The 15,700-nt window shown below is 40.0% G+C and carries 17 protein-coding genes; 12 read left to right on the top strand and 5 right to left on the bottom strand.

Annotated elements, in window-relative coordinates; translation table 11 throughout:
• Positions 1–9: 9 nt before the first annotated feature.
• Entirely contained in the window at positions 10–1,197 is a 1,188-nt protein-coding gene (nagA, locus tag SNE25_RS12610) for an N-acetylglucosamine-6-phosphate deacetylase (RefSeq protein WP_321565460.1), read from the bottom strand.
• Between the two features lie 12 nt (positions 1,198–1,209).
• Positions 1,210–2,502 carry a sugar MFS transporter gene (locus SNE25_RS12605; protein ID WP_321565459.1) on the bottom strand — a complete coding sequence of 431 codons (1,293 nt, stop codon included), beginning with the start codon at positions 2,500–2,502 and terminating at the stop codon, positions 1,210–1,212.
• Between the two features lie 248 nt (positions 2,503–2,750).
• Here SNE25_RS12605 and SNE25_RS12600 point away from each other — a divergent pair, with 248 nt between their 5' ends.
• The 5 genes from SNE25_RS12600 (at position 2,751) to SNE25_RS12580 (ending at position 6,301) form a co-directional block, all read left to right on the top strand.
• Complete coding sequence (locus SNE25_RS12600) at positions 2,751–3,641, top strand: DMT family transporter (RefSeq protein ID WP_321565458.1); 891 nt, start codon at positions 2,751–2,753, stop codon at positions 3,639–3,641.
• Positions 3,642–3,812: 171 nt separating this feature from the next.
• Positions 3,813–4,019, top strand: coding sequence for a hypothetical protein (locus tag SNE25_RS12595; protein WP_321565457.1), 207 nt, complete (start codon positions 3,813–3,815; stop codon positions 4,017–4,019).
• Between the two features lie 7 nt (positions 4,020–4,026).
• Positions 4,027–4,746: a hypothetical protein gene (locus SNE25_RS12590; RefSeq protein WP_321565456.1), complete on the top strand. Its 720-nt coding sequence runs from the start codon at positions 4,027–4,029 to the stop codon at positions 4,744–4,746.
• Between the two features lie 12 nt (positions 4,747–4,758).
• The gene (locus tag SNE25_RS12585) at positions 4,759–5,322 is read left to right on the top strand and encodes a DUF6620 family protein (protein ID WP_321565455.1); all 564 of its coding nucleotides are present in this window, start codon (positions 4,759–4,761) and stop codon (positions 5,320–5,322) included.
• A 1-nt stretch (position 5,323) separates the two neighbouring features.
• The gene (locus SNE25_RS12580; protein WP_321565454.1) at positions 5,324–6,301 is read left to right on the top strand and encodes an SPFH domain-containing protein; all 978 of its coding nucleotides are present in this window, start codon (positions 5,324–5,326) and stop codon (positions 6,299–6,301) included.
• Between the two features lie 47 nt (positions 6,302–6,348).
• On the opposite strand, the gene SNE25_RS12575 is transcribed toward SNE25_RS12580, so the two are convergent.
• Positions 6,349–7,020 carry an NAD(P)-dependent oxidoreductase gene (locus tag SNE25_RS12575; protein WP_321565453.1) on the bottom strand — a complete coding sequence of 224 codons (672 nt, stop codon included), beginning with the start codon at positions 7,018–7,020 and terminating at the stop codon, positions 6,349–6,351.
• Between the two features lie 36 nt (positions 7,021–7,056).
• Entirely contained in the window at positions 7,057–7,533 is a 477-nt protein-coding gene (locus SNE25_RS12570) for a hypothetical protein (RefSeq protein ID WP_321565452.1), read from the bottom strand.
• 180 nt (positions 7,534–7,713) lie between these two features.
• On the opposite strand from SNE25_RS12570, the gene SNE25_RS12565 reads away from it, so the two are divergent.
• The 3 genes from SNE25_RS12565 (at position 7,714) to SNE25_RS12555 (ending at position 10,222) form a co-directional block, all read left to right on the top strand.
• The gene (locus SNE25_RS12565; protein WP_321565451.1) at positions 7,714–8,337 is read left to right on the top strand and encodes a MarR family winged helix-turn-helix transcriptional regulator; all 624 of its coding nucleotides are present in this window, start codon (positions 7,714–7,716) and stop codon (positions 8,335–8,337) included.
• 98 nt (positions 8,338–8,435) lie between these two features.
• A complete protein-coding gene (locus SNE25_RS12560) occupies positions 8,436–9,494 on the top strand; it encodes a sensor histidine kinase (protein WP_321565450.1) in 1,059 nt (352 codons plus the stop codon).
• Between the two features lie 2 nt (positions 9,495–9,496).
• Positions 9,497–10,222, top strand: coding sequence for a LytR/AlgR family response regulator transcription factor (locus SNE25_RS12555; RefSeq protein ID WP_321565449.1), 726 nt, complete (start codon positions 9,497–9,499; stop codon positions 10,220–10,222).
• A 129-nt stretch (positions 10,223–10,351) separates the two neighbouring features.
• On the opposite strand, the gene SNE25_RS12550 is transcribed toward SNE25_RS12555, so the two are convergent.
• Positions 10,352–12,505 (bottom strand): DUF5916 domain-containing protein, encoded by a 2,154-nt coding sequence (locus SNE25_RS12550; protein WP_321565448.1) that lies wholly within the window; start codon positions 12,503–12,505, stop codon positions 10,352–10,354.
• A 301-nt stretch (positions 12,506–12,806) separates the two neighbouring features.
• Here SNE25_RS12550 and SNE25_RS12545 point away from each other — a divergent pair, with 301 nt between their 5' ends.
• The 4 genes from SNE25_RS12545 to SNE25_RS12530 all read left to right on the top strand — a co-directional run bounded on the left by SNE25_RS12545 (position 12,807) and on the right by SNE25_RS12530 (position 15,676).
• Positions 12,807–13,604 carry a DUF5995 family protein gene (locus tag SNE25_RS12545; RefSeq protein ID WP_321565447.1) on the top strand — a complete coding sequence of 266 codons (798 nt, stop codon included), beginning with the start codon at positions 12,807–12,809 and terminating at the stop codon, positions 13,602–13,604.
• A 247-nt stretch (positions 13,605–13,851) separates the two neighbouring features.
• On the top strand, positions 13,852–14,712 hold the full coding sequence (locus SNE25_RS12540; protein ID WP_321565446.1) for an alpha/beta fold hydrolase: 861 nt from the start codon (positions 13,852–13,854) through the stop codon (positions 14,710–14,712).
• 42 nt (positions 14,713–14,754) lie between these two features.
• Positions 14,755–14,979 carry a DUF4287 domain-containing protein gene (locus SNE25_RS12535; protein ID WP_321565445.1) on the top strand — a complete coding sequence of 75 codons (225 nt, stop codon included), beginning with the start codon at positions 14,755–14,757 and terminating at the stop codon, positions 14,977–14,979.
• 169 nt (positions 14,980–15,148) lie between these two features.
• A complete protein-coding gene (locus tag SNE25_RS12530; protein WP_321565444.1) occupies positions 15,149–15,676 on the top strand; it encodes a VOC family protein in 528 nt (175 codons plus the stop codon).
• Positions 15,677–15,700 lie beyond the last annotated feature (24 nt).

The raw sequence follows: 15,700 nt of genomic DNA, 5'->3' as shown, positions 1-15,700 counted from the left end.
TCTCATTGGCTAAACGGTATACACTACCCTGCCGCCAATGATGGTTGTATGCAGGTTAATCTCGTGATCAAAAATCACCAGGTCGGCATCTTTGCCAACTACTATTGCGCCCTTTTTATCATCTGCTCCCATAATTTTAGCAGGTGTAATGGTCATCATTTTTACCGCGTCGCCAACAGGAACGTCGGCAAGGGTAATCATATTTTTAACCAGCTGAATGGTGGTGGCCACACTTCCAGCAAAGGCACTTCTGTCGGGCAGTTTGGCCACATTATCTTCTACTATTACCTTCAAACCGTTGCGCATATCACCCAACACACTTTCGCCGGGCGGCATACCGGCAGCCCTCATAGCATCAGTTACCAGGGCTATTTTATCTGATCCTTTAATCTTGTAAACAAGTTTGAGCAAAGCAGGTGGCAAATGCCTTCCATCGGCAATAATTTCAACGGTCATGTCCTCCAGCAGGTAACCACTTTCAATAACCCCAGCATACCTGAACGCATTACGCCGCGATACGCCCGACATGCAGGAATAAAAATGGGTAATGTGGGTATAGCCGTTTTCATAAGCTTCCAATACCTCTTCGTAAATGGCGTCGGTATGCGCTATGGAAGGTAATACGCCTTTAGATTTAATATACCGACCAAATTCGACCGCTCCCTTTACCTCTGGCGCGGCGCTCCATCTTTTTACAATAGATGATTGCCTCAAAACCTCCTTGTACTCCTCCGGATCTGGCAAACGGATAAACCGGGGATCCTGTGCCCCCCGCTGCTCCATGGCAAAATACGGCCCTTCAATGTGCATACCTAAAAACTGCGCCCCATCAAGGTTTAATGGTGCAGATTCCTCATATAAACTTAAAGTTTTGAACAGGGCTTCCCGTTCGCAGCTCAGGGTTGTAGGGGTAAAAGCTGTTGTTCCGTGACTGGCATGCAACCGGGCAATTTCCAAGTAGGCATCAACCGTATTATCCATAAAGTCATACCCTCCCCCACCATGCACATGAATATCTATAAACCCAGGCGATAGGAATTTTCCCCCGGCATCAATTACCGTTTCAGACTCACTGTCTATATTACCTTCGGCAACAGCAACGATCTTTCCATCGCGAGCTAATAAACATCCGTTCTTAATGATACGGGTTGGGGTTATAATTTTTGCATTAATAATTTTTAAACCTGAGGCATCCATTTTTAAGGTATTTTATGTTAAAACATTCCATTTTTTGATCTTATAACCATAAAATGCGTAAAAAACTATATAAAAATAACACGGCAAAAGCACTAAATAACCTTTTTGCAGATCATAATGGTCGGCCAAAAAACCATAGCAAAGCGGCAGGATAGCATTGCCACAAAGTCCCATAATTAACAGCGAAGCACCAATTTTCAGGTATCTGCCTAAACCATTGAGCGCCAGCGGCCATATCCCCGCCCAGATCATGGAATTAGCAAAACCTAAAAACACGATAAACCACAATGAGATATCTACCTGATAACCAAGCATATTGACCGAATAATGGCTTACAATTACCAGTATTGATAAAACAAGTCCCAATACAGCGCATATCCTAAGCGCAGTTTTTTGAGAAATACACCATGGTATCAGACTGATACCCAGCAAATAACCACATATAGTGGCGAAGAGCGTGTAAGAAGGGAATACCTTAGCCGATGTTATTGACATACCCATACTTTGAGCATAGGGTATGATGGTATCAATCGCAATAACCTGAGAACCAACATGAAAGAAAATAGCAACCGCCCCTAATATTAGGTGAGGGAAGTGAAATATCTTGGTATGACCGGTTACATCCGGATTTTCCTCCTTCTGCAACTTATCAATCTCAGGCAGAGGCGAATACCTTATTAAAAAACCGAGTAAGGTTAGTATGCAACCCACAACTAAATAAGGAGCTATAACTCGACTGATCAGCATATCCAAAGTGTGGCCTTTTTGAACTTCGCTCATCAATTGAATATCCTTAAATAATTGACTATCACTTGGTTTTATAATCACAGCCGCCAGCAACAACGGCGCAATAATACCAGCGGTTTTATTGCAGATACCCATAAAACTAATACGCTGGGCGGCTCTGTCCGCCGGTCCTAATATAGTTACGTAGGGATTAGCGGCGGTTTGCAGTATGGCCAATCCTATCCCAATAATAAAAAGACCAATCAGGAATAGGGAATATGACCTGGTCATAGCCGCAGGAATAAAGACGAAAGCCCCTGCAGCCATGATCCAAAACCCTATCATCATGCCTTTTTTAAACCCTACCTTTTCCAGTAAAAACGAGGATGGTACTGAAATTACGAGGTATGAGATATAGAATGCGAAGGTAACAAGGTACGACTGGAAATTTGTGAGCTCACAGGCTATCTTGAAATAAGGTATCAATATGGCATTGATCCAGGTAGCAAACCCAAATACAAAAAACACGATACAAATGATCATCAGCGGTACAATATTTTTAGATGCTGGTGCTTTCATAAATATGGGTTAAAATAACTCAGGTTTATTTCGTGTACGTACACGAATACAATTATAGGTATTTATTTTTCAAACTTCCTAATGAAATAAAATTAAATGTTAATTATTCAAATGGCTTAAAAAATGGAAATAAATACGTGCTGTTGAACTTACAGGTCATTTTCCATTCATATTTAAGAAAACATTAGTTGCAGGTAACACATATCACTATTTTTGGCGCGGGAAATACCTGATTTATATTATTTATAATGGAAATACTGGAAGGATTGTTATTTAGCATATTGTGGGCATCAGCCACCGTAGCCACAAAGTTTGCTGTCCATTCGGTCGATCCGTTTTTACTCACATGCATCCGTTTTATTACTGTAGCTATTTTACTGCATTTATACGCCTTACTATTTAAACGAAAAGAAAGCAGACTCCCAACCGTCAGAGAATTTAAACAACTATTTATGTTGGGGTTATTAAATGTGGCCATTTATATGGTTGGCTTCCTTATTGCCATTAAAACTGTTTCGGCCGGATTGATCAGCATTGCTACAGCTACTAACCCATTAATACTAATCCTTTTATCCGCATTGGTTTTAAAACGCAAGCTTACTTCCTTTGAATGGGTGGGTATTGCTATAGCACTAACCGGGCTGATTATTGCTGCAATACCTAATCTGCGCGATAGTCATAGTACGTTAACGGGTCTAATCGCTTTAATTATTGGTATCACCTCGCTATCGTCAGGGAGCGTCTACTTTTCTAAGAGTAAAATAGCTTTGCCAAAAATGGCTGTTAATATGTGGCAAATAACAATTGGCGGGCTTTTATTTATCCCAATTGTACTTGTCAACGGCGGAAACAACTTTATCCATACAGACCAGAATTTTTATTTGTCATTTATGTGGCTCGTTATCCCGGTTTCAATAGTGGCATATGCCTTATGGTTAAATCTGCTACACCGGGATACAATAAAGGCAGGGATATGGCTCTTCCTTACCCCTGCTATCGGTTATCTGATTGCCGTTGTAGTTTTGAATGAGAAAGTTACCATATATGGAATAACAGGATCTGTTCTGGTTGTTTCGGGTTTGCTGTATTCCAAACGAACAAAAAAGGTAACTGTTCTGGATAAATCGCAGTCAGTGTAACACTGGTAGCGGGACATACCATTCCAGCCTCGCCAATTTCCATCTTTAGCAAGACAAGCTCACTGATGGATCCAATTAACATTGGACCTTTATCTTACTTTCCCGTTACAACAAACAGAACTTTTTACCTTTAAAACTGTTACTATACACTAAACAAATTACAGCAAAAGGATGAGTAACCCTTTCAAAAAAATTGCCGACAATTCAAAACAAACAGCCAAAAAATGGGATAATCTCAAAACCCAGTCGGCTGTAAACACAGTAACATGTCCGCACTGCGGTGCTCCCAGGCCTGTTAACACCAATATTGGTACCTGTGCATATTGCGGATTTAAGTTTATGGAGTTGGAGGTCAAAATAAACCATAACAACGGTTAATATTTTTATGAAAGAACAATTGGTTGTACGCTGGGATGCTTTTCTTGCAAAAATTGATGCCCGCTTTAATGAATCGCTGACTTATGGCGAAGATGCTGTACTCAATAGCCTGGAAGATAATGATTATGATTACTACGGTGCTTTCCGAACCTTAAAAGCCATACAGAGTCAGGTATATAACGACCTCATCCAAAAAATCAGTGATACCTGGCAGCAACAGGTAGCACCACTTATGCGGGCCGATGGCATATATTGGGCAGAGGAATCATACAAAGGGCATCAACTGGCCGAATCCATGCATGAGCGTATGCAACTTTGGCTTTTTGTTACCGAAGGTAAGCTATCCTTAAAGTATTATGACCATGCTATCCAACTTATTAACCGTAATTTTTTTTGTACGCAGTGTAACTCTCCCCTCCAAGTAAAAAGGGATTTTTTTATGGCACAATACGTAACCTGTAACTATTGCAACGCAGTGAATACATTTGAGCCCGAAACCAAATATGCTGCAATTGGCTGGAATGTAGTAAACAATATCGCAGCCCTTTATTCGCTTAATGAATACAAGGAAATGATTGCCGCGGAAAATAAAGATGCCGGCATCTATAAAAAAGCACAGCGTACTTATTACGAAAAATATTTCGACGAACGTATAAAACTAATGCCCCATACGGCATCTACAAAGGAGCACGATATTGAACTTGAAATAAAAAAACAATCTAAATAATCTTAACTATCTATGGAAACAATTAACGGAGTAACATTTGAAGAATATGCAGCAGCTTGCGGAAACCTTTCACAAGGTATGCCCGAAAGCACGGTTATAGAGATATTACAGCTTGAAAAACCTGTTTGGGATGAAACCATTGACAAATGGAACAGCCGCCTTGGCGAATTAATGACCGAAGATATGGCTTACGCTACCAAATACGGCGAACTGTTTGCCAACCCTAAAGCAGGCCGTTTCTCTTTGGCCGAAAGCCCTGCGGCCGATACCGCGCAATTGTTACAGTTGGTACCTGATTACGAAACTTATCAAAAAATATTCTGGCATCAGTCGGTCGCAGCACAATATGGGGTCGATCCTGTTACTGTACTTGAAGGTTATGGTATTGACCTGGGCAAATGGGGCGCGCTAAACATGCATTATATGAACTACCAGAATAATCTGTTAGATTATACGGCTCCTGATTATGCCAAAAAGCTCGCCTATTTTCAGCAATTACAGGATGGCTGGAGACGGCATTTTGAGGATGAGTATAAAAATAACCAATCAAACCTATCCGCAGATATAGATTTTTAACATGGGTATTATCGATGCAACCAGAAACCAATTCCGGACAATTATACAATGGTCTGATCCGCAGGAATGGGAAATTTTCCGCAAGTTTGATAAGCGGAAAGATGAGATAAAAAATGCTTCAAAACTTATTATACAGCCCGGACAAGGCTGTATTTTCACATACGAAGGCACTATTAAAGGCGTTTTTAATGAATCGGGCATTTACGAGATTGATACAGACAACAAGCCCTTTATCACCACGCTGAAAAAATTTATAAACTTTTTTGAAAGCGATCATAAAACCGGGATTTGGTTTTACCGTACGGCTGATATAGTTAATATACGCTGGGGTACGCGCATACCTATTACCTATGCCGACCCCGTTTATGGCTTCCCCGTAAATTTGCGGGCCTACGGTAATTTTTCGATAAATATTATTAACCCGGAAAACTTTTTTACGAGCATTATTGCCGCCCGTACCAACTATTATGCGTATGACTTGCAGGAATTACTGTTATCGCGCATTTCGCAACCAATAAGCAACTACCTGGCAAATGCCAAATTTACCTATGCCGAGGTTGACAGTAATCTCGAAAAAATTGCAGCCGATGCCACTGTCAAAACCAGGAGCGAGTTTGAGAGTTTTGGATTTAATCTGCTTGATTTCAGGATAGAAGGATCATCATTTGATGAAGAAACTAATGTTCGCATCGCGGGTATTTCCAACATTCAAGCTGATGTAAAAGCCGCGCAAATGGCAGGTGTATCATTTGAAGAACTACAAAAAATGATAGCCAAGCGTGATGCTGCACGTAACCAGGGCGGAGTAGGCGCAGGTATCATAACAGCATACAATCTAAGTAACACTGCCCAACCGCCATCTTCCGGAACGCCATCTGTAAAATCAAAACTAAAGGAGTTGAAAGAAATGCGCGATGAGGGCCTGCTTGATGATGACGAGTATAAACTTAAAAAAGATGAATTATTAAAGCAACTTTGATGCTGTGTTGGTTTCATAGGAAAACATAACTTTAAATAAATAATATTTTAATATCCAATTTCGACAATACCCTTATAAGTATCTGTATTAAGTATATTATTAATGATAAAGTGAGCTACATCAGCCCTGGAAACTTTTAAACAGTTTTTCAGAAAGCTGTTTATCGCAATGCGGTAATTGCCTGTTTGTGGCCCATCAGTTAGTTGCGGTGGCCGAATGATGGTCCAGCTACCGTTACTTCTCCTTACCTGTTTTTCCATTTCCGTTAAATCGGCATACATGTGCTTCAACAGTTTTTGCACTATATATTTTTCAACAAACCTGACAAACCAAGGAAGCACCGGACTTATTTCAATGGCCGATGCGGAAATAAAAAAAGCTCGCTTTACACCTTCTTTTTCCATTCCCTGTAAAATGTTCATATTACCCTGTGAATAAAGTGTGGTTGGCTTATCACTAAAAAAACCACCCCTTGTACCGATTGCTGATATTACGACATCTTGGTTTTGAATATGTTTTTCAAGCGCATCCGGATGCATAATATCGCCCTGCACAATTTCAAGGTGATCATGTATTATGCTTAAATTTGCCGGGGTACGCAGTACCGCGGTTACATAATGCCCGGCCTCTAACGCCGTTATTACACATTGTTTGCCTATTCCTCCGTTTGCTCCTATAATTAACAGCCTGAAAGGCTCCGATTTTTGTTCAAGTTCCATTTTACAATCTTTATTAAAGTAACTGTGATGCGCTTTTTAATTGAATTTAAAAACGCTTAAAAAAATGACGACGAAAAAGATAACCAGTTGTATAAAGTAAAAACGGTTAAGTATAGCCCTTAATCCACTGGTTTGCAATGCTATATTGACACTCCCGGTTTCAACGATTTTGCGGAGTTTCAGGCCCTGCCGTCTGCCAACAAGCAAGCTGTTCAGAATTAAGATAATTACCAGTGCGAATTTTATCCTGAACCATAATTGTTCTCCAAAAACACCATGGGTTAAGGCCATCATGCCAAAGCCGGTAAATATTAATAACGCCGCTCCTATTCCGGCCAGCTTTGAAAATTTAGAGGTAGCCTCAAGCAAACCTTCTGATTTCTCTTGCCCGCTATCAATTAACTTCCAAAAGGTTTTAAATGTAGAATAATCAATAATAGTGGTCCCGGCCATTAAAATTAAGCCGCTAATATGCAGCGTTAATAAACTTTGCAAAAAAAACGTAGTGTTCATACTTAATAAAATTTATTACAATTGTTTGAATAATAATAACTTACAATCCACAAAGCATATTCCGGTCAATATATAATACCTTTTGGTTGTATTTTAAATACAAATTTATACCATTTGGAAGTAAAATACAAAATATTGTTGTCATTTTTTTACATTTGCTACCAAAAGGGAGTAATTAAATTGAACAAAACTGTAGAACTGGTTAAATTATGGGGCGATTACGAAGAGCAAAACCCCAACGCGACTATCGACGATTTTTGCAGGCATCAGCTTTCGTTATCCGAGAAGACTGAAAAACAGCCCGCCCAGGAATGGCAATTGCTTCCGGATATTAACGGACGACTCATGATCTTGCTCCGGCGGATCGGCAAATACCACATGGTATACTCAAACAAGGCGCTGGAGGATACCGGGCTTGATCAGATAGAAGAATTTGGCATACTGGTTACTATTTTTAACCAGATTAACCCTATAAAATCTGAAGCGATATATAACAACATTATTGAGCTTTCAAGCGGCACCAATATGCTCATCAGGCTCAAAAAACGTGGCTTGGTTGATGAATATCCAGATGCGGATGATAAACGGGTAAAAAGGCTCAGGCTAACCCCAAAAGGCGAAGAAACCATAAAAATTGCAAAAGAGAGGGTGCTCAAGGTTGCTAAAATGATGATGCATGGTTTAAGTGATGAGGATAAGCAGCTATGCATCGAGCTGCTCACCCCCATAAACGAAAGGTTTGACGGTATGTTTCAAAAACAAAAGAATAAAACTTTTGAAGATATATTTAAAGAAATGATGTAATGATTATCCTGCCGTTTGCAGGTTATATTGGTTATTGGTAGGCTTTACTTCTTCTGTTACAGTTATTTAATTAATTTTAATAATTGAGGCAGAGAAGCATGAAAATTATCACAGGCAAGTCTATAACCCCCGTTAAAAAAATATTATCCCATTTGCTGTTCTGGGTTGTCTATTATATTTATGACGGGCCCATTTCGTCAAATGTAGAGGCCGTGCCTTATAAGCGCATGATATCGGCCGGTATATCTTTACCTGTAAAAATCCTGGCCACCTATTTTACCTTCTACCTGTTTGCTAAATTTTATAATGATTATAAAAAGCCTGTAAGTTTTACCATTTATATGCTCATATCCGTGGTGCTATTTGGACTGCTTCAACGCTCTATTAGTTATAATTTTATTTATGCACAGTTTTACCCCGAAGGCCTGATCCGCCCCCTGCTTTATGCTCCCAAAATAATCATGGAAATATTCGGGATATATTCAGTGGTGGGTATTGTAGCCACTTTGCATTTTATGAGGCAGTGGTATGTAAGCCAGCAGGAAAAACAACAGTACAAAAATGAAAAACTGGAAGCCGAACTCAAATATCTCAAAGCGCAGATCCACCCGCATTTTCTGTTTAACACACTTAATAATTTGTATGCCTTAACAATTAAAAAGTCGTCAAAAGCGCCCGAAATAGTTCACAAGCTTTCGCAGCTCATGAGCTATATGCTTTACGACAGCAACAAACCCTTTGTACCACTTCAAAAGGAAATAGATTATATTGAGAATTACATCACGCTCGAAAAAATAAGGTATGGCGACCGCCTTGACGTATCATTAAACATTTTCACGGGTACAGAATCTTATATAATTGCCCCATTACTGGTACTTCCTTTTATTGAGAACAGCTTTAAACATGGTTTTTGTAATGATACAGGCATGGTTTGGGTACATATTGATATACTGGTTAATGATGGTAAACTTATTATCAAAGTAGAGAACAGCAAAAGCGAGAAAAACGGAACTGAAGAAACACACCAGGGCGGAATCGGCTTACAAAATGCCACAAAACGATTAGATTTAATTTACAGGGACGGCTACGAGCTGCAGATTTTTGATGCGGAAACTTACCTAGTGACTTTAAAGATAGACCTGCCCAATAATTTTTGATTATGAAATGTTTGGTATTGGATGATGAACCGCTGGCCCTTGAGCTGCTTCAGAAATACATTGAAAAGGTAGAGGGCCTGCAACTGATAAAAACCTGCCGCAATGTGATGGACGCCCTGCCCTATCTGCAAAACCGCCAGGCAGACCTGCTTTTTTTGGACATTCAAATGCCCAAGATCACTGGTATTGAACTGTTGAAATCGTTAACGTTCAGGCCGAAAATTATTTTAACCACGGCCTATCGCGATTACGCCATTGAAGCATTTGATCTTGATGTTACTGATTATCTCCTGAAACCTATTTCGTTCGAGCGTTTTCTGCAAGCGGTAAGCAAGGTAATGGGCCAAAAACTGAACGCTCCCTTTACCGAACCTGATTATCAGCTTTTGCACTCGTTTAATGAATCATACATTTACCTGCGCGAGGAAAGGGAAATGGTAAAGGTGTATTTGAAAGACATTATTTATATAGAAAGCCTGCGCGATTATGTAAGGGTTAAAATAACAACCGGACAAATAATTACCTATAACAAGATCAGTTACCTGGAACAAAAATTACCGGAGAATAAATTTATTCGCGTGCACCGTTCATTTATCATAGCGCTCGAAAAAGTGTCTACCTTTACCCCCGCCACGGTCAGGATCAATGATTTCAGTATCCCTATTGGCCGTAATTATAAAAACACAACCATGAAAGCCCTCAACCGCTTTAACATCCTGTCATCCTGAAACAATTTTCCTGCAATCATAATAAAAATGCGCCCCGTATCTCACCCCGGGGCGCTAACAACATTAATAATGCTGATCAACTAAACCTCAGATAATATCTTACGTTATCCGGGTGGCTCTTTAATATCATTACCAGAAATAAATAAATTTCATGGTTAAATTATGGTTCTGGCGCTGCCAGGGCTGCGTACTTTGATTATTACTGTAAACTACATAAATGTCAGACAGCGGCCTGAACCGCCATTGCAGCCTGAAAAAGAAGTTCAAATTCCGGTTCGCACTGGTATACTGTATGTTGGCGTTAAAATAAAGTTTGCGGCTAAAAGATATATCAGCTTTGGGCCCCACCGCGTAAATGTTGTTGTTGGAGTAAGGAGCAGGCAGGCGAACCATATTTATATCGTAATTAATACCAACGATGCCCCAGGGCTGTATTTTCACATTAAAATAGCCCTTGTGTTCGGTATAGGTGCCGTTAAAGTATTTCCCAAAACGTAAAAAATATTCCCAGGCAAAGTTCTTCCGTAAATCTGACAGGTAGTAAAAAGAAAAAAAGTTATAAGTATAAGCACTGCCCGCGGGCAATACTTTGCCATTATTCAAAGCCGGGTTAAATGGTTGCATCAACCTCGTATAGCTATTATGGAACAGCAGGTAAATATCCGTTGTATTGTTGAGAGCAATTTCAGTTCCGCCTATGTATGAATGATCTGTAAGCGTATATGCAGGGTCAAAATACAACTCGTAATGTATTACGGGCCTCAAAAAAAGTAACGACTTTGATTTGGTATAGGCTATATAACTTAGTTCGCCATAAACATTAGAAAAATTATCGCGGGGCACAAATCCAAGATCAGGGTTAAAATCTTTCCCTACCCGGGTAAAACCAACCCAGCTTATGGTGTGGCGTGTGTTATAGTTTAACCATCCTCCTTGTGATGATGTTGTTTTTTGTGGGGTAAACATAACCTGTTCAAACAGCTTGCCCGTCCATTCACCATTTCTTGAGGTAAGGTTATATTCAGCCCCAATAAGCCGGTTATATTTTCCGGATAATGTGTTATCTGTAGTATTATCAGCCCCGGTTGATTGCCTGTTGGTAAAAATAACGCCAATATTGGAGCTCGAAAAAACCTTTTGCTGCAAGGCTACTACGCTATAGCTTTGACCGGGAGATGTATTGTCTGTAGAATCTTTCGCGCTTTGCGAAGCGGTTTGAACCGACATCACACCGATACGCAGATCATTACTGATCTTACCGCTTAGCCTTGCGCCGGCAATAACACGGGCAGGTTCAAACTGGCCAAGTCGGGCATTATATTTTAAACCTATCCGTCGCGAGTAAACAGGTCTTACCGGAGATGTACCCAATTTATCGACACCAAACTGTGAAAAAAGATCGCTGTTTTCAATAAAGAACAAACGCTTTTCGGGGTACGACAGTTCAAAACGGCTTAGGTTAACCTGCGCGTCATCTACCTCCGCCTGCGAAAAATCGGGATTAACAGTCAGGTCGAGGTTGAGGGATGAATTAAGGGTGGCCTTAGCATCAAGCGATGGTTTTACAGTTGATTGTATTTTCTCTTTTTTATTTTGATTTGCACTGAGAGTAAGGCTGGGTATAAGGGAAATATTTTTTAAAGCCTGCCTGGGTATCTGTGGCCATTTAATTTTTCCGGAATATGCCAGGTTGGGGAATGTAAAATTACGAGGCATGGCCACCCATGATGATCTTTCATTGTTAACCACATCATTTCTCAAAAAATTAACGTTCCAACTATCCAAACTTTGACTGTACCGCAGATAACGAAAAGGGATGGCAATCTCCAAAGTCCACCCGATAGCGGTATGCTGAACGGCACTAAACCATTTGATGTCCCAGGTATCATCCTGTTTTGATCCGTTAAAAACCTGCTCTTCCCTTTGTACCCCATAAGCACTCAGATAAAACCCATAACCGTTAATATGATCACCAAACGGGTCAATAGTTAAACCAAATACGTCATTTTCCAGTAAAGGAAAATCGCGTTTAAGAGATGAAGCTACATATTTTTCCTGCGCATTATCGGCATTTAACAGCTCCGCGGCTATATACAGGTATTTTTCGTTATACAAAACCTTAACTTTTGTTTTACCATGCGACAAAGAGGAATCTGACGGATAATTTTGGATGAAGTTTGCAGCCATATCTGCATCCTGCCACTCAAGCTCGTTTAATATACCGTCTACTGTTATATCGTTGTTTGTTTGCTTAGGTTTAATAACCTTTTGTTTGGTATTCATTTGGCCAAGTGCACCGAATGCATATATCAAAAACAAAGTAATTAAAAAACTAATTTTCAGGCACATAACCCCGCTTTTTCTTCCAATTTGCGATAAAGAAATGAATGGTTTTTTAATTTTAGACCAATACCATAAAGGACAGATATACAGTTAAATAAGATTTAAAAATGGCGATTGCCGGCTCAATTTGTTCTTAGTAAGTTAAATTGGTTGTTGGTAGGAAAAAAGCACCTATATACTTTCAACTTGAGTTGTTATTTTATTTAAATTTATAGCAATATCTAAGCCTTAATCCTTAAACATGTCTGCAACCACTATTAATCAAATCATTAATTCGCTGCAAGCTATCATTACGGAAAGTATTGCAACCAATAGCCGCATGGGTTACTTTGCATCGCTGTATTATAAAGTAACCGCGAGTGTGCGCGATGGTATTGTCAAAGGTCAATTTGAGAATGGGCCACGCATGGAAAAATTTGACGTGGTATTTGCCAACCGTTATCTGGATGCCCTGAGCGCCTGGAAAAACAAGCAGCCGCTTAGCGATTCATGGCGTATAGCTTTTGAAATGACCGAAAAATCATCACCCCTGGTTTTACAGCAATTACTGCTGGGCATGAACGCTCATATCAACCTCGATTTGGGTATAGCCGCGGCTGAAGTATCTGACGGGAACATGGATGGTGTACAAAAAGATTTTGACTCCATAAACACCATTATCTCGGCTTTAACCTACGAGGTGATCAATGAGATCACCAGGGTATCGCCATTGCTTTCGTTATTGGGGTTACATGCCTCTAATTATTCTATTCTTATACAATTCAGCATAAGCAACGCCCGCGACGGCGCCTGGTGCTTTGCCGAAGACCTGCAAAAGAAACAAAACCTTGCCTATACCGAATGCATAGCCGCCCGTGATAAAACCATTACGCAACTTGCCGGTGGACTTGCCCATGCCACCGGCATTATGCGTGTTACGCTCTGGATTATTCACGTTTTTGAATGGCGCAGCCCTTCAAAAATTATAAATGCATTACACAGTTACCAAAAGGAAAAAATAGTAGTAAACCCGGTTAATGCTACACCAACAGCAACGTAAATGCCAAAAACTTACATTCAGATAGTTTTTCATCGTAACAATTTGGAGCAGCGGCATATCCAAATAATATCAAAAACAGGTTATTGCTTTTATTGTCGCAAAGTACCCTGTTAAATGTCGGATATGCCCATTTAATAATTAAATGAGCGACAGTAAATTTGAATTATAAAACATGAGGGTCATGAAAACATTATGCAAAATCAATATAAGCAATAATAGATTCATCATCCATTAAAAAAATACTACAATGAAAAACGTAAATAACACACTCACTCAAATTCCATTAATTATAATGGCAATGATGACAGCAAGCAACATACAGGCCCAAACAAAAGAGCAAGGCCAGTATGCGCAGATAAATGGCATTAAAATGTATTATGAAGTTCATGGTACAGGTAAACCCCTGGTACTGATACACGGCGGCGGTTCAACTATTAAAACCAGCTTTAGCAAAGTGTTGCCCATATTTGCCAAAACACATCAGGTAATTGCCGTTGAGTTACAGGCTCACGGCCACACCGGCGATAGGGATGCGCCCGAAACGTTTAAGCAGGATGCCGATGACGTGGCCGAACTGTTAAAACAACTCAATATACCTAAAGCAGATATTTTTGGTTTCAGCAATGGTGGACAAACCGCTCTGCAGCTGGGCATTGATCATCCCGACAGGGTAAATAAACTCATTGTTGCTTCGGCTTTTTATAAAAGAGATGCCGTACCGGCAGGTTTTTGGGAAGGGTTTAAAAATCCGCAATTCAGCAGTATGCCACAGATTTATAAAGATGAATATGCCAAAATAAACAGCGACCCAGCGGCGCTCATGAACATGTTTAATAAAGATGTTCAGCGTATGTTGATATTTAAGGACTGGACAGACGACCAGATCAGATCTATCCAGGCACCAACACTGGTGGTTATTGGCGACAGAGATTTGCCAACTCCTGAGCATACCGCTCAAATGGCCCATGTATTACCACATGGACGACTGGCTATTTTACCGGGAGGTCACGGGGAATATTTTGGAGAAGCATTTTTTCCGGATAAGGACAGCAAGATGCCAGAGATATTTGCCGCCTTGGTTGAAGATTTCCTGACCATGGCTCATTAATAACATAACTATCAGATTAATAAACCTTAAATTATATCAAAAATGTCATTCCAGGGATATTTAAACACTATCAAATCAAAAACAGGTAAAGGTCCTGAAGATTTCAGAAAACTGGCTGAAGAAAAAGGCTTTACGCAAAACGGTGAGCTCAAAGCCAAAGCAGGCGATATTGTAAAATGGCTTAAAGATGATTTTGAACTGGGTCACGGCCACGCTATGGCTATTTTCGCCCTGCTTAAAGGAATCAAGAATGAGGATAGCGAATAAGAATAGTTAACTGCATTTGCCGGAGATTCCTATCCCCAACTTGAATATAAAATCGCCTTTCTCTTATCAGAAAGGCGATTTTTCCTTAAGTATCTTTTTGTTTCGCCCGATAATGCTTAAATTTCATAAACTAATTAAAGCATGTGCAAATACTTAAATGTAACCTGTCATGAAAAAACTGATCTTCATCCTGTTGCTCATTGTTATCTCATTTGGCTCAGGCTTTGCCTTTAAAGCCGCTTTAACTACATCGACACGCCAAACGGCCGGGCTCAAAAGGGTAACCGGAATTGGCGGTATCTTTTTCAAATGTAAAGACCCTGCTAAAGTGAGGGCCTGGTACCAAACACATCTGGGTTTGCATACAAACCAGTACGGCGCAGTGTTTGAATGGCGACAAGGTGCCGATACCCTGAAAAAAGGCTTTACTCAATGGAGTCCCTTTGCCGAAAAAACCACCTACTTTGAACCTTCCGGTAAAGATTTTATGATCAATTACCGGGTTGAAAATTTAGCCGAGCTTATTGTGCAACTCAAAAAAGAAGGGGTCGCCGTTTTAGATACTATGGAAACCGTGGATTACGGCAAGTTTGTTCATATTATGGATATTGAAGGAAACAAAATAGAATTATGGCAGCCTAACGATATTGAATATGAAAAATTAGGCGCAAAAATGGGTGCTCAAACCACCAAATAAGGAACCTGTTTAATAAAAGGACTT

Origin of the sequence: Mucilaginibacter sabulilitoris, assembly GCF_034262375.1 — a bacterium.
Taxonomy (GTDB): domain Bacteria; phylum Bacteroidota; class Bacteroidia; order Sphingobacteriales; family Sphingobacteriaceae; genus Mucilaginibacter; species Mucilaginibacter sabulilitoris.
Note: the sequence above shows the minus strand (reverse complement) of the source record. Positions and strands in the feature narration are given on the sequence as shown.